This window comes from Burkholderia sp. MR1-5-21, from assembly GCF_053427715.1.
In genome coordinates this window covers 42,750-69,013 of sequence record NZ_JBSAXD010000005.1, presented here as the reverse complement: position 1 = coordinate 69,013, position 26,264 = coordinate 42,750, and the positions used below count along the sequence as shown (strand labels likewise).

Below are 26,264 nucleotides of genomic sequence, written 5' to 3'. Positions count from 1 at the left end.
CAGCGTGGGTCGGCGCTCGGTAGCGGAGCGGCACGTGCTCAGGCGAGCATCAGCTCGACGGGGGGCAGCCCTTCGATCGCACCCCGCGCCACGCCGGCTTCGCCCGGAAAATACATGCCCGTATAGGAACCGCACGTCAGCACGCAACCGGGTTCGAGCGTCAGTCCGCGCGACAGGCAGTGCCTGACGAGCCAGCCCGGCAGCCGGCGCGGATCGCCTGCAGGGTTGGCGGGCTTGCCCTCGACCACGTTCTTGCCATCGAACGTAAAGTGCATCGCCGGGGCGACGAATGGATAGCACGGGTCGTAGGGCACGCCTTCACCGAGAATCAACGCGCCGTGATTCTGCAGATCGGCGAGTTGCCAGAGCTTGTCGACGTTCGGCCATGCAGAAAAGCGGCTGGCGACCACTTCGATCGCCGCGTGCACGGATGCGATTCCATCGAGCACGGCATCGTCGGAGCAGGGCCCGCTGAGCGCCTTGAAGCGTCGCCCGAGCACGAAGGCGATTTCGAGCTCGAGGCCGGGCTTCACGAACGCGTCGCACGCAAGCATGGCGGGGCTTCGGTGAACGGTGCTGGCCGGCAACGGCGCGCCCTGGATCGGGCCGTCATGCGACTTCGAGCCGATCTTCCAGCCTGCGGGAGCCGACCGCATCGCGCGCAGCGTCGCGTGCTGGACGGCGTAGGCTTCGTCGGTGCATGCCGGCTGCAGGTACGCAGGCAGCGAGTCAAGCGCCGCGAAGGCGCCGCGACCGCGGGTCTCGGCCAGCAGGCCTGCGAGACGCTCGACGGGGGAGAGCAACCCCGCGGGCGCCGTCATGCTGCCACCTTCAGCGCCGGCGTGGCGGCGTGGTGCATCAGATGCTCCATGGCAGCGGCCACACCGCTTGCGGCGAGCTTGACGCCGGCGAGCTTCAAGCCCATTTCGCAACCCGCGAGCGTGGCCATGAGCGTGAGGTCGTTGCACTCGCCGAGATGGCCGATGCGGAACATGCGGCCCTTGATCTTGCCGAGACCCGTGCCGAGCGACATGTCGAAACGTTCGTAGACGAGCTTGCGCACGGCGTCGGCGTCGATCCCTTCGGGCATCATCACGCCGGTCAGCACGGGCGAGTAGACCGCCGGGTCCGCGCACTGGATCTCGAGGCCCCACGCGGTGACGGCGGCGCGGCAGGCGGCGGCAAGCCGCTGATGGCGCGCGAAGACGTTCTCGAGACCTTCGTCGAAGATCATGTCGAGTGCTTCGGACAAGCCGTACAGCAGGTTCGTGTTCGGCGTGTAAGGCCAGTAGCCTTGCTTGTTCATCTCGATGATTTCCGCCCAGCCCCAGAACGCGCGCGGCAGCCGGGCGCTCCGGCTCGCGTCGAGCGCCTTTTGCGAGACGGCGTTGAAGCTGATGCCCGGGGGCAGCATCAAGCCCTTCTGCGATCCCGAGACCGTGACATCGACGCCCCATTCGTCATGCCGGTAGTCGGCCGACGCGAGGCCCGAGATCGTATCGACGAGCAACAGCGCCGGGTGGCCCGCGGCGTCGATCGCATGGCGCACGGCCGCGATGTCCGACGTCACGCCCGTCGACGTTTCGTTGTGCACGACGCAGACGGCCTTGATCGCGTGGCCCGTATCGGCGCGCAGCCGCGCCTCGATCATGTCCGGCTGCACGCCGCGCCGCCAGCCTTCGATGCCCGGCAGGCCGAGAAACTCCGGCTTCAGGCCGAGGTTCTCGGCCATCTTTTTCCACAGCGTCGCGAAGTGGCCGGTCTCGACCATCAGCACGGTGTCGCCCGCGCTCAACGTATTGCACAGGGCCGCTTCCCACGCACCGGTGCCGGACGCCGGATAGATCACGACCGGCTGCGTGGTCTTGAAAATCTGCTTGATGCCGTCGAGCACTTTCAGGCCCAGCGCGCCGAACTCCGGCCCGCGGTGGTCGATGGTGGGATAGCTCATCGCCCGCAGGATGCGGTCGGGGACCGGGCTCGGCCCGGGAATCTGCAGGAAGTGGCGGCCGGCGGGATGAAAGTCTAGCTTGAGCATGTTCGTTTCCTCTTTTGAATTTTGCATGCAAAAAACTTTAGCTCAGGAAGGCAGCCGTGGAAAGCATGGATTCGCTAGGGGAAACCCCAGTAATATAGTGATACGTGGCAGATGCAGTAAAATCGCGACGGAATGATGTTTGGGAGAATTTGAATGCAAAATCCTGGTATGCCACCCGAGAAGGTCGCCCCGCTGTTGCCGAAAGTGGAGCGGCAACGCTTGCACGACACCGTGGTCGACCACCTGCGCACGTTCATCGTCGAAGGGGTGCTCGAGCCGGGCATGAAGCTGAACGAGCGCGAGCTGTGCGAGCGCCTCGGCATTTCGCGCACGCCTTTGCGCGAGGCGCTGAAGGTGCTCGCGGCCGAGGGGCTCGTCGATATTTCGCCGAACCGGGGCGCGTCGGTATCGCAGATGAGCGAAGCCGAGATTCGGGAGATGTTCGAGTTGCTGAGCGGCCTGGAAGCGTTTTCGGGCGAACTGGCGTGCGAGCGCATGACGCCCGCCGAGCTTGCCGAGATCAAGGCGCTGCACTACGAGATGCTCGCGTGCCGCGCGCAGAACGATCTGTCCGGCTACTACGTGCGCAATCAGGCGATTCACGATCGGATCAACGAAGCCGCGCGCAATACGGCGTTGCGGCAGGTTTATGTCACGATGAACCGGCGCTTGCAGGCGCTGCGCTTTCGCTCGAATTTCCAGAGCGCGAAGTGGGACAGCGCCATTCACGATCACGAGGAAATGATTCGCGCGCTGGAGGCGCGCGACGGGAAGAAGATGGCGGCGATCCTGCGCGCGCATCTTCTCGCGAAGCGCGACGCCGTGCTCATGCAAGCGTCGCTGGCTAGAGAGGCCGCGCACTCGGAAAGCTGAGCGGCGCTGACCGAACCCCGGTTTGACGTACAGCCCGTCACGACGGGAAGCGAGTCCCGACGGACGAACTGGCTGTTGCACGCGATGATGCGAGACAGGCCGGCAGCGAAGGGCAGACCGTGCCGGAGCGGAATCCACTCGCGCTGGAGCGGGGTTCGCCGATCCGGGTCAGCGTTTTCCCCGGCCATTCTTCTCGGACAATTGCTTTACAACTCAATTATTTATACCTAATGTAAAAGTGCATCCGACGGGGAACTCCCATGAAGATCGTCTGTATCGGCGGCGGCCCGGCCGGGCTGTACTTCGGTCTGCTGATGAAGCTTCGGAATCCGGCGCACGACATCACCGTGGTCGAGCGAAACCGGCCGTATGACACCTTCGGCTGGGGTGTCGTCTTCTCCGACCAGACGCTCGGCAATTTGCAACGCGCCGATCCGAAGAGCGCTGCGCAGATCCTCGATGCGTTCAACCATTGGGACGATATCGAAGTCCATATCCGTGGCCAGGTGGTGCGCTCGGGCGGCCACGGCTTCTGCGGTATCGGCCGCAAGCGGCTGTTGAATATCCTGCAGGCCCGCTGCGAGGAATTAGGGGTCAAGCTGCTCTTCGAGACCGACGTGCAGGATGACACCGCTTATGGCGATGCCGACCTGATCATCGCCAGTGACGGCCTGAACAGCCGTATCCGCACCAAGTACGCTGCCCACTATCAGCCCGACATCGACCGGCGCCGCTGCCGTTTCGTCTGGCTCGGCACGCACAAGTTGTTCGATGCCTTCACATTCGCATTCGAGGAAACCGAGCACGGCTGGTTCCAGGCGCACGCGTATCGTTTCGATGCCGACACCTCCACCTTCATCGTCGAGACGCCCGAGGAGGTGTGGCGCAAGGCGGGTCTCGAGACGATGGAAAAAGAGGAGGGCATCGCTTTTTGCGAGCGCCTGTTCGCCAGATACCTGGACGGCCACACGCTGTTGTCCAATGCTGCGCACTTGCGTGGTTCGGCACAGTGGATCCGTTTTCCGCGTGTGGTGTGCCAGCACTGGGTGCACCATAACGGGCGCGCTCCGGTCGTACTGATGGGCGATGCCGCGCACACCGCGCATTTCTCGATTGGATCGGGCACCAAGCTGGCGCTGGAAGATGCCATCGAGCTGGCAAGTTGCATTGGCCAGCAGCCCGGCGACCTCACGGGCGCGCTCGAACACTACGAAGCGGTGCGCAGCGTCGAGGTGTTGCGCATCCAGAACGCCGCGCGCAATTCGACCGAATGGTTCGAGAACGTCGCCCGCTACGCCAACCTGCCGACCGAGCAGTTCGCCTATTCGCTGCTGACGCGCAGCCAGCGCATCAGCCACGAAAACCTGCGCCAGCGTGACAAGGCGTACCTCGAATCCTTCGAAGACTGGATTGCGGCGCAGGCCGGCCTGCCGGGCGGACGGCGCGCATCCGATCATGGTCCCGTGCCACCGATGTTCACGCCATTCACGGTACGCGGCGTCACGCTCAAGAATCGCGTGGTCGTATCGCCCATGGCGCAGTACTCGTGCGTGGACGGCATGCCGGCGGACTACCACCTCGTTCACCTGGGTGCGCGTGCCATGGGCGGTGCCGGACTGGTGATGGTGGAAATGACTTGCGTGTCGCCCGACGCGCGCATCACGCCGGGTTGCCCGGGACTGTGGAACACCGGGCAGCGCGATGCCTGGGCGCGCATCGTTCGGTTCGTGCACACCAACACCGATGCCAAGATCGGCATCCAGCTTGGCCACGCCGGCGCCAAGGGCTCGGCGCGCGTCGCGTGGGAAGGTGTCGATCTGCCGCTGCCGAAGGGCAACTGGCCGTTGATCTCCGCTTCGCCGCAACAATATCTGGACGGCATCAGCCAATGGTCCCGGGCCATGACGCGCGACGATATGGACCGCGTGCGAGATGACTTCGTCCACGCCGCCAGACTGGCTGCCGACGCAGGGTTCGACTGGCTGGAACTGCATTGTGCGCACGGCTACCTGCTGTCGTCGTTCATCTCGCCGCTGACCAACCAGCGCAACGACGAGTACGGCGGTTCGCTGGAAAACCGGCTGCGCTATCCGCTCGAAATCTTTCGTGCGTTGCGTGCCGTGTGGCCTGCAACCAGGCCGATGTCGGTGCGCATCTCCGCGCACGACTGGGTGCAAGGCGGCATCACGCCGGACGATGCTGTCGAGATCGCGCGCATCTTCAAGGCAGCGGGCGCGGACATGATCGACTGCTCGTCGGGTCAGGTGAGCAAGAAGGAACAGCCCGTGTACGGCCGCATGTTCCAGACGCCATTTGCCGATCGCGTGCGCAACGAGGCGGGCATTGCCACCATCGCCGTGGGTGCGATTTCGGAAGCGGACCATGTCAACAGCATCATCGCGGCTGGCCGTGCCGACCTGTGCGCCGTGGCGCGTCCCCATCTGGCCAACCCGGCCTGGACGTTGAACGAGGCAGCGCGCATCGGCTATCTCGACATGCCGTGGCCCAAGCAATACCGCGCCGGCAAATTGCAGCTCGAGCGCAACCTCGAACGCGAGCGCGCGATGGCCGCGCAGGCGGCCGGGCTGTCGCCGCTGGAGCAGGCCAACCGCATGCAGGGGGTCTGATATGGCGATGCTTGCAGGGCACCATGCCGTGGTGACCGGCGCCGGCCGCGGGATTGGCGCGGCCATTGCCGCGCGCCTGGCCGCCGAAGGCGCGACGCTCACATTGATGGGCCGGCAGGCCGCCGCACTGGAAGCCATGGCCGCCACGTTGCCCGCCAGTGCTCGCGCCCGGGTGGTGACGTGCGATGTATCGGACTCGGGCAGCGTGTCCGCTGCGTTCAACATCGCGCGCACCGGCCTCGGGCCGATTTCGATCCTCGTCAACAACGCCGGCCAGGCCGAAAGCGCGCCGTTTGCCAGGACCACGCTCGACCATTGGCAGCGCATGCTGGCTGTCAACCTGACCGGCACGTTCCTCTGCACGCAGGCGGCCCTGGGCGATGTGCTGGCTTGCGGGCGCGGGCGCATCGTGAACGTGGCGAGCACGGCAGGGCTGCGTGGCTACGCGTACGTGTCTGCCTATGCAGCAGCCAAGCATGGCGTGATCGGCCTGACGCGCTCGCTGGCGCTGGAACTGGCGACGCGTGGCGTGACCGTCAACGCGGTGTGCCCGGGTTACACCGACACCGACCTCGTGCGCGAGAGCATCGGCCGTATCGCCCTGCGCACCGGCCGCAGCACGGAGGAAGCACGCGCCGAGCTGGTCAAGTGCAATCCGCAAGGCCGGCTGGTGACGCCGGATGAGGTTGCCGATACCGTCGCGTGGCTGTGCTCGGACGGCGCGGCGTCGATCACCGGGCAAGCCATCTCGGTCTCCGGCGGGGAGGTCATGTGAGCACGCTACGCAAACCGCGCAACCCCGCGCGGGCCGTGCGACCCGGCGGCGACTCCGGTCAGCACAAGCTGGTGCAGGCGCCGGGCGACGCATGGATTGGCCGGGAAGCGCGTGCCCAGGCCGACGACCACATGGACGTGAAGATCTGGTTGCGCCTGTTGGCCTGCAGCACGCAGATCGAACAACAGATCCGTCAGCGCCTGCGCACGCGATTCGGCACGTCGCTGCCGCGCTTCGACTACCTGGCCCAGCTCGACCGCCATCCGGACGGCCTGCGCATGAACGTGCTGTCGCGCTACCTGATGGTGACCGGCGGCAACGTGACCGGTCTGACGGACCAGCTGGAAAAAGAGGGGCTGGTGAAGCGCGAGGTCGATCCGGAAGACCGCCGCTCGTTTCGCGTGCTGCTGACCGAGCAGGGGCGCCGCCACTTCGCCGGGATGGCTGCCGAGCACGAGCGCTGGCTGATCGAGATGTTCGATGGCCTGGGGGCGGCCAACAAGGACGCGCTCTACGCGCAGCTCGGCCACCTGCGCATGCACCTCGCGCGCCGGGAAACGGAACGCAGCGAGCCGGACGCCCGCGACACTCAACCGTTACTGAACGCCTCCAAACCATGAACGCGCACATCGATCCGGCCCTGCTGACCGGCAACCGCCGCCCGCTTGCCGGCTATCAGGCCACCCATTTCCTCTGGCGCGTTGACGGCAATGTCGCCACCATCACGCTCAACCGGCCCGAGCGCAAGAACCCGCTGACCTTCGATTCGTACGCCGAGCTGCGCGATCTGTTCCACCAGCTCAAGTGGGCCGACGACATCAAGGCCATCGTGCTGGCCGGCGCCGGCGACAACTTCTGCTCCGGCGGCGATGTGCACGAGATCATCGGCCCGCTCGTGCAATTGAATGCGCCCGAGCTGCTGATGTTCACACGCATGACGGGCGAGCTGGTCAAGGCGATGCGCGTCTGCCCGCAACCCATCGTCGCGGCCGTCGACGGCGTGTGTGCCGGTGCGGGCGCCATCCTGGCGATGGCGTCCGACCTGCGGCTCGGTACCGCGCGCAGCAAGGTCGCCTTCCTGTTCAATCGCGTCGGGCTGGCCGGCTGCGACATGGGCGCGTGCGCGATCCTGCCGCGCATCATCGGCCAGGGCCGTGCCAGCGAACTGCTCTACACAGGCCGTTCCATGAGCGGCGAGGAAGGCGAGCGCTGGGGTTTCTTCAATCGCCTTTGCGGGCACGCCGAGGTGCTGGCCGAAGCCCAGGCGCTGGCGGCCGATCTGGCAGCCGGCCCCTCGTTCGCCAACGGCATCACCAAGACCATGCTGCACCAGGAATGGACCATGACGATCGAACAGGCACTCGAGGCCGAGGCCCAGGCGCAGGCGATCTGCATGTTGACGGAAGATTTCTCGCGTGCGTATCGCGCGTTTGTTGCCAGGCAAAAGCCGGTCTTCGAGGGCAACTGACATGAGCGACGTCGACTATTTGCAGTGGCCGTTCTTCGACGACAAGCATCGCCGGCTTGCGACCGAGCTGGATGCCTGGGCGGCCCGGCACGTCCCGCACGACCCCGGCCCGGATGTCGATGCCGAATGCCGTGCACTGGTGAAGTCGCTCGGCGAGGCCGGCTGGCTGCGCCACGCGATCGGCGGCACGGCGCATGGCGGCACCGGCGAGGCCATCGATACGCGCGCGATCTGCCTGATCCGGGAAACGCTGGCGCGCCATTCCGGTCTGGCCGATTTCGCCTTTGCGATGCAGGGACTCGGTTCGGGTGCCATCTCGCTGCACGGCACGCCTGAACAGCGCCAGCGCTACCTGACCAAGGTGGCACGCGGCGACGTCATCGCTGCCTTTGCGCTGTCCGAGCCCGACGCCGGCTCCGACGTGGCCGCCATGACCTGCGCGGCGCGTGAGGACGGCGACAGCTACGTGCTCGACGGCGAGAAGACGTGGATCTCCAACGGCGGGATCGCCGATTTCTATGTCGTCTTCGCCCGCTCCGGCGAGGCGCCGGGCGCGCACGGCATCTCCGCGTTCATCGTCGACGCCGACACGCCGGGTTTCGAGATTGCCGAGCGGATCGACGTGATCGCGCCGCACCCGCTGGCACGCCTGCGGTTCACCGACTGCCGGATCCCCGCCAGCCAGCGCGTGGGCGCGGCAGGCGAGGGCTTCAAGGTGGCGATGCGCACGCTGGATGTATTTCGCACGTCAGTGGCCGCCGCAGCGCTCGGCTTTGCACGGCGCGCACTGGACGAAGCGTTGACGCGCGCCATCTCGCGCAAGATGTTCAATGGCGTGCTGGCCGATTTCCAGCTTACGCAGGCCAGGCTCGCCCAGATGGCCACTGCCGTCGACAGTGCGGCGCTCCTGACCTATCGCGCCGCCTGGCAGCGCGACCAGGGGCGCGCCGTCACGCGCGAAGCCGCCATGGCCAAGATGACTGCCACGGAGAACGCGCAGCAGGTGATCGACGCCGCCGTGCAGATGTGGGGTGGACTTGGCGTCGTCAGCGGGCAGCCTGTCGAGCGCCTGTACCGCGAGATTCGCGCACTGCGCATCTACGAAGGCGCGACCGAGGTGCAGTTGCTGATCATCGCGCGCGATCTGCTGCGCAAGGCCGCGCCCGCAGCGACGCATTGATATTCGCCAGAGACGGAGGTCTCGCCATGCCCAGCGCCCATATCGATACCTTCGCCCGCGATCGCCTGCCGCCGGCGGAACGCCAGCCGGTCTACCGCTTCGATTTGCCGGCGCTGCAGTTTCCGCCGCAACTGAACTGCGCGACGGCATTGCTCGACCGGCGTATTGCCAACGGCGACGGCGATCGTCTGTGTATCCAGGCACCCGGCGGCGTGCGCTGGACCTATGCCGACCTGCACGAACATGCGAACCGCATCGCCAATGTGCTCGTGCACGAGATCGGCGTGGTGCCGGGCAACCGCGTACTGCTGCGCGCGCCCAACAACCCGATGCTGGCGGCGTGCTGGTTTGCGGTGATGAAGGTTGGCGCGATTGCAGTGTCCACCATGCCGTTGCTGCGCGCCAGGGAGCTTGGGCAGATTCTTGCCAAGGGCGAGATCGGCTTTGCGCTGTGCGACGCGCGGCTGATCGACGAATTGCGTGACGCGGCCGCCAAGGCTGCAGCGCCCGTGCACATCACCTGCTTCAACGATGCGGCGCCCGACGGCCTGGAAGCGGCCATGGCGCGCCAGCCCGATACGTTTGCCAACGTCGACACCGCAGCCGACGACACGTGCCTGCTCGCCTTCACCTCCGGCACCACGGGCGTGCCCAAGGCAACCATGCATTTCCATCGCGACGTGATGGCCATCTGCGCTTGCTGGCCGCCGCATGTGCTGCGCCCACGTTCCGACGACATCTTCATCGGCAGCCCGCCGATGTCGTTCACGTTCGGGCTGGGTGGCCTGCTGCTCTTTCCGATCAGCGTGGGGGCGTCGACCGTGTTGCTGGAACGGGCCTCGCCCGATGATCTGGTGGACGCCATTCGCGCGTTCGGTGCCACGGTACTGTTTACTGCGCCCACGACGTATCGCAACATCGCGGCTCGCGGGAACGAGCTTCGCGCGACGCCGCTGCGCCGTTGCGTTTCCGCCGGCGAGCCACTGCCCGTCGCCACGCGCACACTGTGGAAAGGCGCGACCGGCATCGAGTTGATCGACGGCATCGGCGCGACCGAGATGCTGCACATCTTCATTTCCGCCGCGGACGACGACGTGCGCCCTGGTGCCACCGGCAAGGCAGTGCCCGGCTACGTCGCGCGCGTGGTGGACGACGCCGGCGACTCCGTGCCGCCCGGCACGGTCGGCCGGCTGGCGGTGCAGGGGCCGACCGGCTGCCGCTATCTTGCCGATGACCGCCAGCGTGACTATGTGCGCGATGGCTGGAACCTGACCGGCGACGCCTACGTGCTGGACGAGGAAGGCTACTTCCACTACCACTCGCGTACCGACGACATGATCATCTCGTCCGGCTACAACATCGGTTCGCCTGAGGTGGAGGATGCATTGATGCAGCATCCGGCCGTGGCCGAATGCGGCGTGATCGGTGTGCCGGACGAGGAGCGCGGCCAGATCGTCAAGGCCTTCGTGGTGCTGCGCCCCGGACACGAGCCGGGGGCGGGGATGGTAAAGGTGCTGCAGGATTTCGTCAGGCAGACGATCGCGCCGTACAAGTATCCGCGCGCCATCGAGTTCCGTACCTCGCTGCCGCGCAGTGAAGTGGGCAAGCTGCTGCGCTATCGGTTGCGCGAGGGTAGCCATTCATGATGGCGCACTGCGCGTGGTGATTGCGGCGCCGCGCGATGTGCGGCGGGCGCTCGCAGCGTGTGTCCGACAACAAAAGGAATCGATGTATGCAGGTGCTTCTTCCTCCAGGCTGGCCGCGCCCGAAAGGCTATGCCAATGGCGTGTCCGCGCGCGGACGTATGATCTTCGTCGCCGGCATGATCGGCTGGGATGCGCAGGGCGTGTTCCATACCGATGACCTGGCCGGCCAGGTGCGCCAGGCGCTGCACAACATCGTCGAGGTGCTGGCCGAGGGGGGCGCCAGGCCCGAGCACATCGTGCGCATGACATGGTACGTGACCGACAAAAGGGCCTACGTGGCGGCCTACGCGGAGATCGGCGAGGCGTTTCGTGAACTGATCGGCAGCTTCAGTATTGCCATGACGGCCGTCGAGGTCTCCGCACTGGTAGAGGATCGCGCCAAGGTGGAGATTGAAGTGACGGCTGTCGTGCCGGAGTAGAAGATACGGTGCTCCGCTGCAGAGCGGAGCGCCGTTCCTGGACCGTTGTCTGTCATGTCGGAAGAATGCCGGCGGTCAACGGTAGCGACGGGGCGATCGACGTGCGCCGGGTCTGTCTTGATGCTGCATTCGAATCGGCGTCTAATTCGTCATGAGCCGACGAAGTCGAGTGACACGATGCGCTGCGCGGATTGCGGTTTCGAAAACGCTGGTGGAGCCAACTTCTGCGAACAGTGTGGCGCCAGGCTGGCGCGGATCTGTGCACGCTGCGGCCACGAACTGAGTGCAACCGCGCGCTTTTGCAACGCGTGCGGCGCACCTGTCGGCGATGCGTCGCCAGGATCGCCGACCGCCCCGATTCATTACACGCCGGCCCATCTGGCCGAACGCATTCTCGCCGAGCAGGCTGCAATCGAGGCCCAGCAAGGAACGGCAGTCGAACGCAAGACGATCACGGCGCTCTTCGCCGACATGGCCGGATCGACCGCGTTGATCCATGACCGGGATCCGGAAGATGCTCACCGCCTGATCGCGCCTGTCATCGCACTGATGATGGAGGCGGTGCACCATTACGAAGGGTTCGTCGCGAAGTCGCTGGGCGACGGAATCCTGGCGCTGTTTGGCGCACCGATCGCGCACGAAGATCACCCGCAGCGGGCGCTGTATGCGGCGCTGCGCATGCAGGATGCGATGCGGCGCCACGCAGACCGGATTCGTCTGCAGGAAGGCATCCCGCTCCAGATCCGCGTCGGCATCCATACGGGCGAGGTGGTCGTGCGCTCGATCCGCAAGGACGACTTGCATGCGGACTACGACCCGGTGGGCCACACCATCCATATTGCGTCCCGCATGCAGACGATCGCCGCGCTCTCGTCGATCCTCGTCAGTGAATCCACTCGCCGGCTGGCCGAAGGCTACTTCGAGTTCAAGTCCCTGGGTGCCACGCAAGTCAAGGGCATCCCCGAACCGCTCGAGGTCTATGAAGTGCTCGGCCTGGGCGCGCTGCGCACGCGCCTTCAGGTGGCGGCACACCGCGGCCTGGCCCGGTTCGTGGGCCGGGAGGCAGAGCTGCAGAGATTGCATGGCGCGCTGACGGAGGCGTCGGCCGGGCACGGGCAAATCGTCGGCGTGGTGGGCGAGGCCGGGGTCGGAAAGTCGCGGCTGTTCCATGAGTTCAAGGAGCGCTCGCAGCGCGGCTGCCTGGTGCTGGAGACGTTCTCGGTGTCGCATGGGAAGGCCTTCGCGTATTTGCCGCTGATCGAGCTGTTGAGGAACTACTTCCAGATCACGGCCCAGGACGATGAGCGCCGGTGCCGCGAGAAGATCACCGGCCGTGTCCTGACGCTGGAGCGCGGCCTCGAAGACCTTCTGCCTTATCTGCTGTTTCTGCTGGGCGTCAGCGACGCCGGCTCCTGCGTCGCGAACATGGACGCGCGAATCCGGCGCGACCGCACGTTCGAGGCGATCAAGCAGCTGCTGGTACGTGAGAGTCTCGACCAGCCGCTCCAATTGCTGTTCGAGGACCTGCAATGGCTGGACGGCGAAACCGAAGCGTTTCTCGCGTTTCTCGTCGACCGGGTGGCCAGTGCGCGGATATTGCTGCTCCTGAACTTCCGGCCCGAGTATCGGCCCGGTTGGACGCACAAGGACAACTACGTTCAGATGCGGCTCGACCCGTTGGGCTCGGCCGAGGCACAAGACCTGCTCGGCGTGCTGCTGGGTAACGAGCCCGGCTTGATACCGCTGAAGCAACGCATCCTGGAAAAGACCGAAGGCAATCCCTTCTTCATGGAAGAAGTCGTGCAGACGCTGGTCGAGGAGGGGGCGCTGCTCGGCGAGCCCGGCCATTACCGCGTTGCCAGGACGCCGGCGGCGCTGCAGATTCCGACGACGGTTCAGGGGGTGCTCGCCGCCCGGATGGATCGGCTGCCGGCAGCAGAGAAGATGCTGCTGCAGCATCTGGCGATCGTCGGCAAGGAATTTCCGTGGAGCCTGATCCGGAAGACCATCTCGCAACCGGAGGACGAACTGCGCCGCTTGCTGTCGCGCCTGGAAGCGGCGGAGTTCATCTACGAGCGGCCGGCTTTCCCGGAAGTCGAATATACGTTCAAGCACGCGCTGACCCAGGAGGTCGCCGCCAATTCGTTGCTGTCGGAGCAGCGCAGCGTGCTGCATGAGCGCACGGCGCAGGCCATCGAAGCGCTCTATGCCGATCGTCTCAATGAGTATTGCAGCGAGCTCGCGCACCACTACAGCCTGAGCAGCAATTCGCAGAAAGCCGTCGAGTATCTGCATCGCGCGGGGCAGCAGGCGGTGCAGCGTTCCGCAAGTGTCGAGGCGATCCGACACCTCGGAACGGCGCTGGAATTGCTTGCGCGCTTACCCGACACGATCGAACGCTCACGTTGCGAACTGATGTTGCAGATCGCGCTCGGCCCGGCCCTGATGGCTGCGCGCGGCTATGCTTCAGCGGAAGTGGCGGCGACCTACACACGTGCGCTGGCGTTGTGCGAACAGCTTGGCGAGAATTCGCAGCTCGCGCCTGTGCAACTGGGCTTGCGGACCTACTATTCACTTCGCGCGGAATACGCGACCGCACGAGAACTGGGCGAGCGGGTGCTCCGCCTCGCACGCGACGCGCAGGATGTCGACTTGCTGGTGGAAGCGCATAGTGCACTCGGGTCGAGCTCGTTCTTTCAGGGCGACCTGGGCACCGCTCGTGCCCACCAGAAGGCGCTTGGCACGCTGTACGACCCTCAACGGCATCGTGCTCATGCGTTTGTCTATGGCCTGGATCCCGGCATTCGCGGATTGAGCATTTCTGCGTGGACGCAGTGGTACCTGGGATTTCCGGATCACGCCGTCGAGCGGAGCGAGCAGGCGCTCGCCCTCGCGCACCGGATGTCGCACCCGTTCAGCCTCGCGTTCACGCTCGTCGCTGCAGCCATGTTGCGCGAGTTCCGGCACGAACCGAAACAGGCGCAAGAGTATGCGGAAGCGGCCATGACGCTCGCGACCGAGCAGGGCTTTCCGTACTACCTGGCATGGGGGACGATCATGCGAGGCTGGGCGCTGGCGGAGCAGGGGAATGCCGAAGAAGGGAGCAGGTTGATGACTCAGGGCCTCGTGGCCTATCAGGCGACCGGTGCCGAGCTGTCGCGCTCGTATTTTCTGGCACTGTTGGCGCGGATCTACAGGGGGGCCGGACAAGCGCAGGCGGGATTGCGCGCGCTGACTGACGCGCTCGCCATGGTTGACAGAACCGGGGAGCATTTCCACGAAGCCGAACTGCATCGGCTCATGGGAGAAATGATTCTCGATGGTCCAGGCGGTCAGGTGACCGAATCGGCGGAACAGCAACAGGCACAAGCATGCTTTCAGAAGGCCATCGAACTCGCGATCGACCAAGGCGCGAAGTCGCTCGAGCTGCGCGCGTCGCTGAGCCTGGCTCGCCTGTGGCGAATGCAAGGCAAAGCGTCTGCCGTGAGGCTGACGCTGACCGGGATCCATGCCTTTTTCACGGAAGGACTCGACACCGCCGAGTTGCGTGAAGCCAAGGCGCTGCTCGACGAAGTGGCTGCGGACAAGACCACGTAGTCCATGACTCTGGCAGGACGAGAAATGCTGCAGTCATAAGATGACGCCTTCAGCCTGCCCGCCGCACGCGCGATGCACTGTTTCAAGAATGAAACATGTCGAAGGATGCAAACCCGTATCGCGAAAACCGGCAAGTATTCATAGGATAGGTAAACCGCGCGCACACATGCCGCGGCGATCACTATCGATACGGGGTGTCGGTGGTGCGTGGAACCCGGGTGGTGAAGTTTCGCAGCGGCCGCAACGCATCGAGACAGGCGCGCGGCCGATCGCGATTGCCCAATCCGGGTCCGTCCGTCTTCACGGGGGGCAGCATGGTGAACTGGATCAGCCGTTGGGCGATGCGTCACGCCCCGACGCCGGAAAAAACCGCGGCGTCGATGCTGGTGACTGCACGCATGGAATTGTTCGCCGCCGAGCAGCGTGTCATCGATGCAAAATTACGAGCAAACTACTGGAGCACGCGTGTTGCGTTTCTCGAAGAAGTGCAGCAGCAGGGCATCGATCCTTGGGTAAGCGCGCTGCCGTCGCCACGGCCTGAAGTGGAGTTCACGACGCTTGGCGCGAGCCCGCGTCTGGCCGCCGGCACTTGACGTCCTACGCTACTTGATCGATCGCGGCTTGCACCACCGTGCCGCGTGATTGGACGCGCATCTGCGACGCGACAACTCGCTGGTGCGCGCACTTCATCGCGCGTGTCGCGCGCGCGACGACCTCACACCATCTCCCGCTTCATCACGGCCGACTGCGAATCACGTGAGCGTGCGGTGCGCGCGATTGCCTGCCAGTCGTCGACATGATGCCGGTCGGCTCCTCGGCCCCGCGTTCGGCCGCCGCCGCGTCGGCTAGCCAGTCGAACGGGCGCACGCTTCCATATATTGGGGCCCGATTATTTTCGTGGCGCGCTGCAAGCGTCCATCCAGGCTTCGACGTCCCGCCTAGCGCATGCCGCCACGGGCGGGGACCCGGCGATCGAGCTCAGGCAGGAAGGCCGTCCCAAGCCGCCGAAGCAAGGCCTTGTCCGCGCCACCCCGCGACAGCCATGGAAAACTGTATGGACATACAGTATAGTACTCGTCCGAAACCGAGCCGCACCGATGTCCGCATCACGGCGCGGGCGCCGTGCCTGCGAGCGTCCCGCAGCCTACCGCGCCGTGAACCCTGGCCAACTCATTCCGACGGGCAGACAAATTGTCATCCAATAATCTGATCCGCATTCGCGGAGCACGTCAGCACAATCTCAAGAATATCGATCTCGACCTGCGCACCGGCGAAATGACGGTCGTCACGGGCCCGTCGGGCTCCGGCAAATCGAGTCTCGTGTTCGACACCCTGTACGCGGAGGGCCAGCGGCGCTATGTCGAGACGTTCAGCGCGTATGCGCGCCAGTTTCTCGACCGGATGGACCGGCCGCAGGTCGACCGCGTCGACGGCGTGCCGCCCGCGATTGCGATCGACCAGACCAATCCGGTCCGCAGTTCGCGCTCGACCGTCGGCACGATGACCGAGCTCAACGATCACCTGAAGCTCCTGTACGCACGCGCGGCGGAGCTGTTCGACCGCAAGACCGCGCAGCCGGTGCGGCACGACACGCCGGAGACGATCTATGCCGACCTCTTCGCGCGCACGGCGGACCAGGATCCGCGGCTCGTCGTGACGTTCCCGGTCGAGTTGCCGGAAACCGTGACCGCCGAGGAAGTCGAGCAGTGGCTGTCGGCAAGCGGCTATACGCGGGTGCAGGCGCAGCGCGAAATCGCGTCGCCCACCGGGCCGCGCAAGGTGCTCGACGTGGTGGCCGACCGCTTCCGTCTGCATCAGGTCGACAAGGTGCGCGCGGTCGAGGCGATCGAAGCATCGCTGAAGCGCGGCGGCGGCCGGGTGAATGTCTACGTGCTCGCACAGGCACCGGAAAATTCGACCGACGCAGCAGCGGAGCCGCAGGTATGGCGCTTCTCCACCGGGCTCCATAACCCGGACAGCGACCTGCGCTACGCGGATCCGCAGCCGGCGCTGTTCTCGTTCAACTCGGCGTACGGCGCGTGCGAAACCTGCCGCGGCTTTGGCCGCGTGATCGGCGTCGATCTCGGCCTCGTGATCCCGGACGAGCGCAAGACGCTGCGCGGCGGCGCGATCAAGCCGATGCAGACGCCCGCGTGGAAGGAATGCCAGGACGACCTGATGCGCTATGCGGCGAAGGCGGACATTCGCCGCGATACGCCGTGGGCCGAGCTGACGTCTGCCGAGCGGGACTGGGTCATCAACGGCTCGCCGGACTGGAACGGCAAGTGGCAGAGCCAGTGGTACGGCGTGAAGCGCTTCTTCGGCTACCTCGAATCGAAAGCGTACAAGATGCATATCCGCGTGCTGCTGTCGAAATACCGCAGCTACACGCCGTGCGAGGAATGCGGCGGTGCGCGCCTGAAGACGGAGTCGCTGCTGTGGCGACTCGGCACGAAAGCGAACGCCGACGCGGCGCTCGCGGCGGCCGGCCGCTTCATGCCGCGCGGCGTCGACTGGACCCGCGCGCAGCTCGAGGCGCTGCCGGGCCTGACGGTGCACGACCTGATGCTGCTGCCGATCGAGCGCATCCGCCGCTTCTTCGACGACATCAGCCTGCCGAGCGCGCTGCTCGACGATGCGCTGAAGCTGCTGCTCGCCGAGGTGCGCACGCGCCTGAAGTACCTGTGCGACGTCGGGTTGGGCTATCTGACGCTCGACCGGCAGAGCCGCACGCTGTCGGGCGGCGAGGTGCAGCGGATCAACCTGACGACGGCACTCGGCACGTCGCTCACGAAGACGCTGTTCGTGCTCGACGAGCCGAGCATCGGGCTGCATCCGCGCGACCTGAACCGGATCGTCGAGGCGATGCAGCGCTTGCGCGACGCGGGCAATACGCTGGTCGTCGTCGAACACGATCCGTCGGTGATGCTCGCGGCCGACCGGCTGATCGACATGGGTCCCGGCCCCGGCGAGCGCGGCGGCACGATCATCTACGACGGCACGCCCGGCGACATCCGCTCGGCCCGCACGCTGACGGGCGAATATCTGGGCGGCCGCAAGCATGTCGCGCACGCGTCGCACTGGTCGCGCCGTCCGGTGGATGCGCACACGCCGCGGATCGTGCTCGAGGGCGCGAGCGAGCACAACCTGCAGGACGTCACGGTCGAGATTCCGTTGCAGCGCCTCGTCTGCGTGACGGGCGTATCGGGTTCCGGCAAGTCGACGCTGCTGCAGGACGTGCTCTATCCGGCGATGGCGCGGCACCTCGGCAAGGCGACCGAGTCGCCGGGCGCGTACCGCCGCCTCACGGGCGCCGAGCAGGTCAGCGATGTCGTGTTCGTCGATCAGTCGCCGATCGGCAAGACCACGCGCTCGAACCCGGCGAGCTATGTCGGCGCGTTCGACGAGATCCGCAAGCTGTTCGCGAAGGCGCCGCTCGCGCTGCAGCGCGGCTACGGTGCGGGCACGTTCAGCTTCAACTCGGGCGATGGCCGCTGCCCGACCTGCGGCGGCTCCGGCTTCGAGCACATCGAGATGCAGTTCCTGAGCGACGTCTATCTGCGCTGCCCGGACTGCGACGGCCAGCGCTACCGGGCCGAGGTTCTCGAGGTGCGGATCGAGCGCGATGGCCGCGCGCTCAGCATTGCCGACGTGCTCGACCTGACCGTCAGCGAAGCCGCGGCGTTCTTCGCCGCCGACGCCGAGGTGCTGCGCGTGCTGCAGCCGATCATCGACGTCGGGCTCGAATACGTGAAGCTCGGCCAGCCGGTGCCGACGTTGTCGGGCGGCGAAGCGCAGCGCCTGAAGCTCGCGGGCTTTCTCGCGGAATCGGCGAAGGTCGCCGGCGGGCGCCGTGTCGTCACGGAAGAGGCGCGCATCGCGCGTGCGCGGCTGTTCATGTTCGACGAGCCGACCACGGGGCTGCACTTCGACGACATCGCGAAGCTGATGCAGGCGTTCGGCAAGCTGCTCGCGAGCGGGCATTCGCTGATCGTGATCGAGCACAATCTCGACGTGATCCGCGCGGCCGACTGGCTGATCGACCTCGGCCCGGAAGGCGGCGACGGCGGCGGCCTCGTGCTGTGCGCGGGCACGCCCGACGACGTGAAAGCGTGCGCCGGATCGCATACCGGCGCGGCACTGCTGCAGTACGAGCGCGCGATGGGCGTCGAAGCCGAAGCCGAGGCCGACGAGCAGGGCGTGCCGCTGCAGGCCGCGTTGAACGCGGCGCGCGCGCGGCGGGCGATCGAAGGCGAGGACGTCGTGCGGATCGTCAATGCGCGCGAGCACAACCTGAAGGCGCTCGACGTCGATATTCCGCACGGCAAGTTCAACGTGATCACCGGCGTGTCCGGCTCGGGCAAGTCGACGCTCGCGTTCGACATCCTCTTTCACGAAGGCCAGCGCCGCTACCTCGAATCGCTGAACGCGTACGCGCGCTCGATCGTGCAGCCGGCGGGGCGCCCCGAAGTCGACGCGGTGTACGGCATTCCGCCGACCGTCGCGATCGAGCAGCGGCTGTCGCGCGGCGGCCGCAAGAGCACGGTCGCGACGACGTCCGAAGTGTGGCACTTCCTGCGACTGCTGTATGTGAAGCTCGGCCTTCAGCATTGCATCCATGACGGCACGCCGGTGACGTCGCAAACCGTCGAATCGATCGCCGCGCAGTTGCTGCGCGATCACCGCGGCGAGCACGTCGGGCTGCTTGCGCCGCTCGTCGTCAATCGCAAGGGCGTGTACACGGATCTCGCGAAGTGGGCGAAGGCGCGCGGCAACACGCATCTGCGCGTCGACGGCGAGTTCGTGACGGTGGACCCGTGGCCGAAGCTCGATCGCTTCCGCGAGCATACGATCGAGCTGCCGGTGGCCGATCTCGTCGTGTCGCCGGACAACGAGGCCGAGTTGAGGCAGCGCCTGGACGAGACGCTCGAGCTCGGCAAGGGCGTGATGCATCTGCTCGCGCCGCTCGACGGCCTGCATCATGCGATGGCCAACGATCATTCGACCGCGCAGGTCGGCGAGGTCAAGGTGCTGTCGGTCAAGCGCGCGTGCCCGGTGTGCGGCACGAGCTACCCGGAGCTGGACCCGCGGATGTTCTCGTACAACAGCAAGCATGGCTGGTGCACGACCTGCGTGGGCACCGGCCTCGCGCTCACGCGCGAGCAGCGCGCGGCCTATGACGACACGGTGCTCGTCGAAGACGGCCGCGGCCGCGAGCAGACACTGCCTTCCGACGAGCAGGAACCGGAAGGCGTCGGCGACGAGCCGTGTGCGGATTGCGGCGGCACGCGCCTGAATCCGTCCGCGCGCGCGGTGACTTTCGACGGCCATCCGATCGTCGATGTCGCGCAATGGACCGTGTCGGATACGCGCCGCTGGATCGACGGCCTGCAGCTCGGCGGGCGGGACGCGCAGATCGCGCGCGACGTCGTCAGCGAGATCGGCAGCCGTCTCGCGTTTCTCGAGGAGGTCGGGCTCGGCTATCTGAGCCTCGATCGCGCGGCGCCGAGCCTGTCGGGCGGCGAAGCGCAACGCATCCGGCTTGCGGCGCAACTGGGCAGCAACCTGCAGGGCGTCTGCTACGTGCTCGACGAGCCGACGATCGGCCTGCATCCGCGCGACAACCAGATCCTGCTGAACGCGCTGCGCAAGCTCGGCGACAAGGGCAATACGCTCGTCGTCGTCGAGCATGACGAAGACACGATCCGCCGAGCCGATCACATCATCGACGTCGGCCCGGGCGCCGGCAAGCGCGGCGGCACGCTGGTCGCGCAGGGCGGGGTCGCGGACCTGTCCGCGCAGGCCGACTCGTTGACAGGGCGCTTCCTCGCGCAGCCGATCGTGCATCCGCTGCAGCCGCGCCGCAGCGTGAGCCTGCCGCAACAGAAGAACGGACCGGCGGTGCCGGAGACGTGGCTGACGGTGCACGGCGGCAAGCTGCATAACCTGCGCGATGTCACGGTCGGTATTCCGCTTGCGCGGCTTGTCGTGGTGACGGGTGTGAGCGGCTCGGGCAAGTCGACGCTCGCGCGCGACGTGCTGATGACGAACCTGCTCGATGCGGTGGGCCGCTCGGTGCTGTCGTCGCCGGCCACGCGCCGCGCGCGCAAGGCCGCGCAGCAGGACGCGCCGCAGCCCGCAAATCGCCGCGCGAGCGTGCTGGCGCGCAGCGCGCCACGGCCGTCGCTCAACGTCACGCATGCGTGGCAGGGCTGCGAGTCGATCAGCGGCTGGGAACATATCGACCGCGTGCTCGAGGTCGACCAGACGCCGATCGGCAAGACGCCGCGCTCCTGCCCGGCGACCTACATCGGCGTGTGGGACGCCATCCGCAAGCTGTTCGCGGACACGCTGGAGGCGCGCGCCCGCGGCTACACCGCGTCGCGTTTCTCGTTCAACACCGGCGAAGGGCGTTGTCCGGCATGCGAAGGGCAAGGCGTGCGCACGATCGGCATGAGCTTCCTGCCCGATGTGAAGGTGCCGTGCGATGTGTGCCACGGGCAGCGCTTCAATCCGGAGACGCTCGCGGTCACGTGGCGCGGCAGGAACATCGGCGATGTGCTGACGATGGAGATCGACGAAGCGGTCGAGTTCTTCGCACCGCTGTCGAACATCGCGCATCCGCTGCAACTGATGAAGGACGTCGGCCTCGGTTACCTGACGCTCGGCCAGCCGTCGCCGACCTTGTCCGGCGGCGAGGCGCAGCGCATCAAGCTCGTCACCGAACTCAGCAAGGTGCGCGACGACATCACGCGGCGCGGCCAGAAGGCGCCGCACACGCTGTACGTGCTCGATGAACCGACCGTGGGCTTGCATATGGCGGACGTCGCGAAGCTGATCCGCGTGCTGCACCGGCTCGTGGATGCGGGACACAGCGTCGTCGTGATCGAGCACGACCTCGATGTGATCGCGGAAGCGGACTGGATCATCGATCTCGGCCCGGAAGGCGGCGTGGGCGGCGGCGCGATCGTGGCGGCGGCGGATCCGGAAGGGCTCGTGCGGGTGAGTGCGAGCCACACGGGGCGCGCGCTCGAACCCGTGCTGGCGCGAAGCGGCACGGACCGGGGCGACACTGTGCGATCGGGGGAAGCGGGAGTCGGTTGAACCGGACGCTTTCGATGAACGGCCCCGGTGAGTTCACAAAAACATCATCCGGATGTTGGTGGTCGAGGTGGCCGTGTCAGGCGCCGGTACGCTTCTTGTGCGCATCGGCATCGAGCGCCTGCTCGGCTGCATCGCCCGCGAGCCCCTTGTAGTAGAGGTGCACGCCAATGGCGAGCGAATCGTTGCGAATCTCGTGAAGCGCCCGCCACGCCTTTTCCGGATCGCGAAACAGCAGATAGTGCGTTTCCTCGGCGACGAGGCGGGCGACTTGATGCATGCCGTGTCGGTTCAGCGCCGCAACCAGCGCATCGAGGCTCATGTGCGTGCGCGCATCGGTGCGTGGATACAGCATGTGCAGAACGGCGACTGCCGGCGGAACCAGCTTGGCAGACAGCGCGGTGACGATGTCGTTGTGCGTGATGGATGTGGCAACACGCTCAGTGCCACTGAGGGCGTCGACAAACAGCGATTCGATATCGAACATGTGATTTTTCCTCCGATTCTCTGATCTTGCGGCACCGCTGGCGGCTCCTGAGCGAAAGCCACGACGTGACTGTCGCCCGCGAATCCATGCGTCAGCGTGCGGCGCCCTTGATCCCGGACATGATTTGCGAAGCGATCTGCCGCGCAACGGCTTTCGTTGCAGCCAACGGTGGTTCGCGCAGACTTCTCAAGATCAACCCTGTCACTGTCGAATGAATGAACGCTGCCGCCTGGTATGGGTCCAGGTCGGCACTCAGCTGGTTGTGCGTGATGGCCGCCCGCAATGCACGCGCCATCTGATGCTCGGCGCAGCGCCAGCTGGCATGCATGCGATGCCAGATCCACTCGGTTTCATTGGACAGCTCGCAGCGCATCAGCATGATCGAGTAAAAGCGCCGCGACGGACCTGCCGACAGCACCGCGGCCAGAAGCGCGGTCAGCCTGCTTTCGAGTTGCCCGAGGGGATCGCGCTCCCCCTCGGACCACGACATGACAAACGGGCAGTCCGCCAGCGAAGTACGCTCGAACAACGCGTCGAGTAGCGCCATCTTGTCCTTGAAATGCCAGTAGACGGCGCCACGGGTGACGCCCGCCAGACCGGCAATTTCGGTGAAAGAGGCGCGCGACACGCCACGCTCGACAAAGACCTGTTCCGCGGACTTCAGTATTTGCGCTCGCGTTTCGAGCGCCTCTCGCCTGGTGCGCTTCATGGCCGACCGTCATCAGGATTCGGCCACCGCATCGGCGGTCTCGACGTGACGCAGCTTGCGCGTCACCTCATCGAGCTTGTCGCCAAGCAGGCGCCGCACCGTCACGTAGAACACCGGAATCAGCAAGAGACCGAAGATCGTGGCAAACAGCATGCCGCCGATCACGCCCGTGCCGATCTCGTGACGCGACGCGGCACCCGCGCCGCTGGACAGCACCAGTGGCACGACGCCGACGATGAAAGCCAGCGACGTCATCAGAATGGGCCTGAACCGCTGCTTCGCCGCATGCGTGACCGCCTCGAAAAGCGTCATGCCTTGTGCTTGCCCGTCGACAGCGAACTCGACGATCAGAATCGCGTTCTTCGCTGCGAGCCCGATCACCGTGACCATGCCGATCTTGAAGTAGATATCGTTGGGCACCTTGAACAGGTGGCAGAACACCGTCATGCCCAGCAGGCCTAGCGGCACGGTCAACAGCACCGCCACGGGGATGGACCAGCTCTCGTAAAGTGCCGCCAGACAGAGAAACACCACCACGATGGACAACGCCATCAGCGCCGTTGACGAATTCCCCGCAAGGATTTCCTGGTAGGACTGACCGGTCCAGTCCGACGCAAAGCCTGCCGGCAGCGACTTGTTGACGATGTTGTCGAGGATCTGCATCGCCTGGCCAGTGGAGTAGCCGGACGCCGGCATGCCGACGATCTCGACTGCCGAGTAGCCGTTGTAGCGCGGCAGCGCCTGCGGGCCGACATCCCACTTTGTCTTCACGACGCTCGAGAGCGGCACCATGTTGTACGGACTGATGGCGCTGTTGCTCACCGACGGATTGACGGGGTTCGGCGCACCGCTCGGCGAAGTTCCTGCAACGTTTCCGCTGGCGGCGCCGCCGCCGGAGCCCGACGAAATGCCCGTCAAGCCGCTCGGCGTGTAGATGTGCCCCATGGCGTCGAGCCCCATCCGGAACGGCGCATCGGCTTGCAGGAACACGCGCTTCACACGTCCGCCGTACGTAAACTCGTTCACGTAGACGGGCGCGAGATCCATCTGGATGCTGTTATAGACATCGGGCAACGACAGGCCCATCGATTGCGCCTGAACGCGGTCCACGGCCAGTGAAAGCTGCGGGGCCTCCGGCAACGAGTTGGCCCGAATGCCGAAGAGCCTCGGATCCTGGTTCGCCTCCGACAGCAGCTTGCTTTCCGCCTGTGCGAGCTCGGCCCGCGATTGGCCATTGCGCGCTTGCAGGAACATGTCGACGCCTGCGAACTGGCTCAGTCCGCGTATGGTGGGCAGGTTGGTGACGAAGATCCTCGCACCGTCGACGCCATGCAGAATCTTGTTGGCCTGCGGGATCAACTGCATCGCGCTTTGCGAACGTTTTTCCCAATCGGTGAGCTTGATGAACGCCATGCCGACGTTTTCGCTTTGGCCGACGAAACTGAAGCCTTGGACTGCGAAGATACTGTCGATGTCCTTGCCGATCGGGCTCTTCTTGAGCTTGCCGTCAATCTCGTCCATGACCTGCTGGGTACGCGACAGTGTTGCACCGGAGGGCAGGTTGACGATGGCCAGCATGAAGCCCTGGTCCTCATCGGGGACGAACGCCGTCGGCAGGCGCGTGTAAAGCACGCCGGCCAGCGCGGATAGCGTGACGAACAGGATGATCCAGCGCGGCACGCGCCGGATCATCCGCGCGACGCCGCCGCCATACGCGTTGCCGAACCGGTCGAACCCGCGGTTGAACCATTGAAAGACGACGTTCGAGCTCGCATGATGCGAAGGCTTGAGGATCGACGCACACAGTGACGGCGTGAACGACAACGCGAGGAATGCCGAGAACGCCATCGATACGGCGATCGTCAGCGCGAACTGCGAATAGATGATGCCGGTGGCGCCCGGCTGCATCGCGGATGGGACGAACACCGCGGCGAGCACCACCGTGATCGCGACGATCGCCCCCGAGATCTGGCCCATCGCCTTGCGGGTCGCCGCCCTCGGACTGAGACCTTCCTCGCGCATGAGGCGCTCGACGTTCTCGATCACGACAATCGCGTCGTCCACCACGATGCCGATGGCGAGAACCATCCCGAACAGGTTGAGCTGATTCAGCGAGAAGTGCATCAGCGAAAGGCCGATGAACGTGCCGAGCAACGCGACCGGAATGACGAGCGTCGGAATGATCGTGGCGCGGATATTCTGCAGAAACAGCAGCATCACGAAGAACACGACGACGATCGCCTCGATGAGCGTATGCACGACGTCGGTGATCGAGGCCGTAATGAACGGCGTCGTATCGTACGGTACGTTCCATGTCACGCCGGGAGGGAAGTCGCGAGCCAGGATCGTCATTTCGGCTTTGACGGCCTTGGCCACGTCGAGCGCATTCGCACCGGGCAGCAGATAGACGCCCAGGTCGCCCGCGGCTTTGCCGTTGTAGGTGGCGGCGGTGCCGTAGCTCTGCGCGCCGAAGCTGACGCGCGCGACATCGCCCAGGCGAACCACGCTGCCGTCGTTGTTCGTCCGCAGGATGATGTCGCGAAACTGCTGCATCGACGAAAACAGCTTGTCACCCGATACCGTTGCCGTGAAAGCCTGGCCATTGACGGCCGGATCCGCGCCCAGCGAACCGGTTGCGAACTCGGCGTTTTGAGCCTTGACGGCATCCATCACTTGCGAAGTCGACAGGCCATAGCCTTGCAGCTTGTCGGGATTCAGCCAGATCCGCAAAGCGTATTCCGAGCCGAGCATGAAGGTGTTGCCGACGCCGTTGATGCGACCGATGACAGGTTGTATCCGCGACGCGACAATGTCGCTGAGGCGAGCCGCATCGACGGACGGGTTGGTCGATTGCAAGCCGATGAACATCAGAATGTCCGGGCTCGCCTTCGCGACGACGACACCTTGCTGCGTCACCTCGGCGGGCAACAGCGGCTGCGCGAGCGCCACCTTGTTCTGCACCTGGACCTGCGCAATGTCCGCATTGGTGCCCGGCGCGAAGGACAGCGTGATGGTGGCCGTCCCGTTGCCGTTGGACGTCGAGCTGAAGTAGATCAGGTTGTCGATGCCGGTCAACTGCTGCTCGATCACCTGCGTAACCGTCGATTCCATCGTCGCGGCGCTTGCGCCCGGATAGGTCGTCGTGACGGTCACCTGGGGCGGAGCAATGTCCGGATACGAATCGACCCCGATGTGCCCCAGCGAGATCGCACCGAACAGGCAGATGAGAATCGGGATCACCCACGCAAAGACGGGCCGGTCGATAAAGAAACGTGACATCGGAT

General features: G+C 65.7%; 16 protein-coding genes. 11 read left to right on the top strand and 5 right to left on the bottom strand.

What is annotated here, in order from left to right:
• Positions 1–38: 38 nt before the first annotated feature.
• Together ACV229_RS08855 and ACV229_RS08850 are read right to left on the bottom strand one after the other, a co-directional pair.
• Complete coding sequence (locus ACV229_RS08855) at positions 39–821, bottom strand: fumarylacetoacetate hydrolase family protein (protein WP_448082748.1); 783 nt, start codon at positions 819–821, stop codon at positions 39–41.
• The gene (locus ACV229_RS08850; protein ID WP_448082747.1) at positions 818–2,038 is read right to left on the bottom strand and encodes a pyridoxal-phosphate-dependent aminotransferase family protein; all 1,221 of its coding nucleotides are present in this window, start codon (positions 2,036–2,038) and stop codon (positions 818–820) included. The genes ACV229_RS08855 and ACV229_RS08850 overlap by 4 nt, the downstream gene beginning before the upstream one ends.
• Before the next feature lie 153 nt (positions 2,039–2,191).
• On the opposite strand from ACV229_RS08850, the gene ACV229_RS08845 reads away from it, so the two are divergent.
• The 11 genes from ACV229_RS08845 (at position 2,192) to uvrA (ending at position 21,787) form a co-directional block, all read left to right on the top strand.
• Positions 2,192–2,911 carry a GntR family transcriptional regulator gene (locus tag ACV229_RS08845; RefSeq protein WP_448082746.1) on the top strand — a complete coding sequence of 240 codons (720 nt, stop codon included), beginning with the start codon at positions 2,192–2,194 and terminating at the stop codon, positions 2,909–2,911.
• 260 nt (positions 2,912–3,171) lie between these two features.
• Positions 3,172–5,538 carry a bifunctional salicylyl-CoA 5-hydroxylase/oxidoreductase gene (locus tag ACV229_RS08840; protein ID WP_448082745.1) on the top strand — a complete coding sequence of 789 codons (2,367 nt, stop codon included), beginning with the start codon at positions 3,172–3,174 and terminating at the stop codon, positions 5,536–5,538.
• Position 5,539: 1 nt separating this feature from the next.
• Positions 5,540–6,313 carry an SDR family NAD(P)-dependent oxidoreductase gene (locus tag ACV229_RS08835; RefSeq protein WP_448082744.1) on the top strand — a complete coding sequence of 258 codons (774 nt, stop codon included), beginning with the start codon at positions 5,540–5,542 and terminating at the stop codon, positions 6,311–6,313.
• Between the two features lie 71 nt (positions 6,314–6,384).
• A complete protein-coding gene (locus ACV229_RS08830) occupies positions 6,385–6,933 on the top strand; it encodes a MarR family winged helix-turn-helix transcriptional regulator (RefSeq protein ID WP_448082998.1) in 549 nt (182 codons plus the stop codon).
• Positions 6,930–7,781: an enoyl-CoA hydratase family protein gene (locus ACV229_RS08825; RefSeq protein WP_448082743.1), complete on the top strand. Its 852-nt coding sequence runs from the start codon at positions 6,930–6,932 to the stop codon at positions 7,779–7,781. Before ACV229_RS08830 ends, ACV229_RS08825 begins: the two co-directional genes overlap by 4 nt.
• A 1-nt stretch (position 7,782) precedes the next feature.
• The gene (locus ACV229_RS08820; protein ID WP_448082742.1) at positions 7,783–8,961 is read left to right on the top strand and encodes an acyl-CoA dehydrogenase family protein; all 1,179 of its coding nucleotides are present in this window, start codon (positions 7,783–7,785) and stop codon (positions 8,959–8,961) included.
• A gap of 26 nt (positions 8,962–8,987) precedes the next feature.
• Positions 8,988–10,607, top strand: a complete 1,620-nt coding sequence (locus ACV229_RS08815) for an AMP-binding protein (protein WP_448082741.1) — start codon at positions 8,988–8,990, stop codon at positions 10,605–10,607.
• 86 nt (positions 10,608–10,693) lie between these two features.
• The gene (locus ACV229_RS08810; protein WP_448082740.1) at positions 10,694–11,086 is read left to right on the top strand and encodes a RidA family protein; all 393 of its coding nucleotides are present in this window, start codon (positions 10,694–10,696) and stop codon (positions 11,084–11,086) included.
• A 177-nt stretch (positions 11,087–11,263) separates the two neighbouring features.
• Positions 11,264–14,683 (top strand): adenylate/guanylate cyclase domain-containing protein, encoded by a 3,420-nt coding sequence (locus ACV229_RS08805; RefSeq protein ID WP_448082739.1) that lies wholly within the window; start codon positions 11,264–11,266, stop codon positions 14,681–14,683.
• Between the two features lie 314 nt (positions 14,684–14,997).
• Entirely contained in the window at positions 14,998–15,276 is a 279-nt protein-coding gene (locus ACV229_RS08800; RefSeq protein ID WP_448082738.1) for a hypothetical protein, read from the top strand.
• Between the two features lie 598 nt (positions 15,277–15,874).
• Entirely contained in the window at positions 15,875–21,787 is a 5,913-nt protein-coding gene (gene uvrA / locus ACV229_RS08795) for an excinuclease ABC subunit UvrA (protein ID WP_448082737.1), read from the top strand.
• Between the two features lie 76 nt (positions 21,788–21,863).
• On the opposite strand, the gene ACV229_RS08790 is transcribed toward uvrA, so the two are convergent.
• The 3 genes from ACV229_RS08790 to ACV229_RS08780 form a co-directional block, all read right to left on the bottom strand.
• Positions 21,864–22,271: a hypothetical protein gene (locus ACV229_RS08790; RefSeq protein WP_448082736.1), complete on the bottom strand. Its 408-nt coding sequence runs from the start codon at positions 22,269–22,271 to the stop codon at positions 21,864–21,866.
• 91 nt (positions 22,272–22,362) lie between these two features.
• Positions 22,363–22,980 (bottom strand): TetR family transcriptional regulator, encoded by a 618-nt coding sequence (locus ACV229_RS08785; protein WP_448082735.1) that lies wholly within the window; start codon positions 22,978–22,980, stop codon positions 22,363–22,365.
• Positions 22,981–22,992: 12 nt separating this feature from the next.
• On the bottom strand, positions 22,993–26,259 hold the full coding sequence (locus ACV229_RS08780; RefSeq protein ID WP_448082734.1) for an efflux RND transporter permease subunit: 3,267 nt from the start codon (positions 26,257–26,259) through the stop codon (positions 22,993–22,995).
• Positions 26,260–26,264 lie beyond the last annotated feature (5 nt).

Coding starts and splice junctions, on each gene's coding strand:
- ACV229_RS08855 (WP_448082748.1), bottom strand. CDS start 821: ATGACGGCGCCCGCGGGGTTGCTCTCCCCCGTCGAGCGTCTCGCAGGC.
- ACV229_RS08850 (WP_448082747.1), bottom strand. CDS start 2,038: ATGCTCAAGCTAGACTTTCATCCCGCCGGCCGCCACTTCCTGCAGATT.
- ACV229_RS08845 (WP_448082746.1), top strand. CDS start 2,192: ATGCAAAATCCTGGTATGCCACCCGAGAAGGTCGCCCCGCTGTTGCCG.
- ACV229_RS08840 (WP_448082745.1), top strand. CDS start 3,172: ATGAAGATCGTCTGTATCGGCGGCGGCCCGGCCGGGCTGTACTTCGGT.
- ACV229_RS08835 (WP_448082744.1), top strand. CDS start 5,540: ATGGCGATGCTTGCAGGGCACCATGCCGTGGTGACCGGCGCCGGCCGC.
- ACV229_RS08825 (WP_448082743.1), top strand. CDS start 6,930: ATGAACGCGCACATCGATCCGGCCCTGCTGACCGGCAACCGCCGCCCG.
- ACV229_RS08820 (WP_448082742.1), top strand. CDS start 7,783: ATGAGCGACGTCGACTATTTGCAGTGGCCGTTCTTCGACGACAAGCAT.
- ACV229_RS08815 (WP_448082741.1), top strand. CDS start 8,988: ATGCCCAGCGCCCATATCGATACCTTCGCCCGCGATCGCCTGCCGCCG.
- ACV229_RS08810 (WP_448082740.1), top strand. CDS start 10,694: ATGCAGGTGCTTCTTCCTCCAGGCTGGCCGCGCCCGAAAGGCTATGCC.
- ACV229_RS08805 (WP_448082739.1), top strand. CDS start 11,264: ATGCGCTGCGCGGATTGCGGTTTCGAAAACGCTGGTGGAGCCAACTTC.
- ACV229_RS08800 (WP_448082738.1), top strand. CDS start 14,998: ATGGTGAACTGGATCAGCCGTTGGGCGATGCGTCACGCCCCGACGCCG.
- ACV229_RS08790 (WP_448082736.1), bottom strand. CDS start 22,271: ATGTTCGATATCGAATCGCTGTTTGTCGACGCCCTCAGTGGCACTGAG.
- ACV229_RS08785 (WP_448082735.1), bottom strand. CDS start 22,980: ATGAAGCGCACCAGGCGAGAGGCGCTCGAAACGCGAGCGCAAATACTG.
- ACV229_RS08780 (WP_448082734.1), bottom strand. CDS start 26,259: ATGTCACGTTTCTTTATCGACCGGCCCGTCTTTGCGTGGGTGATCCCG.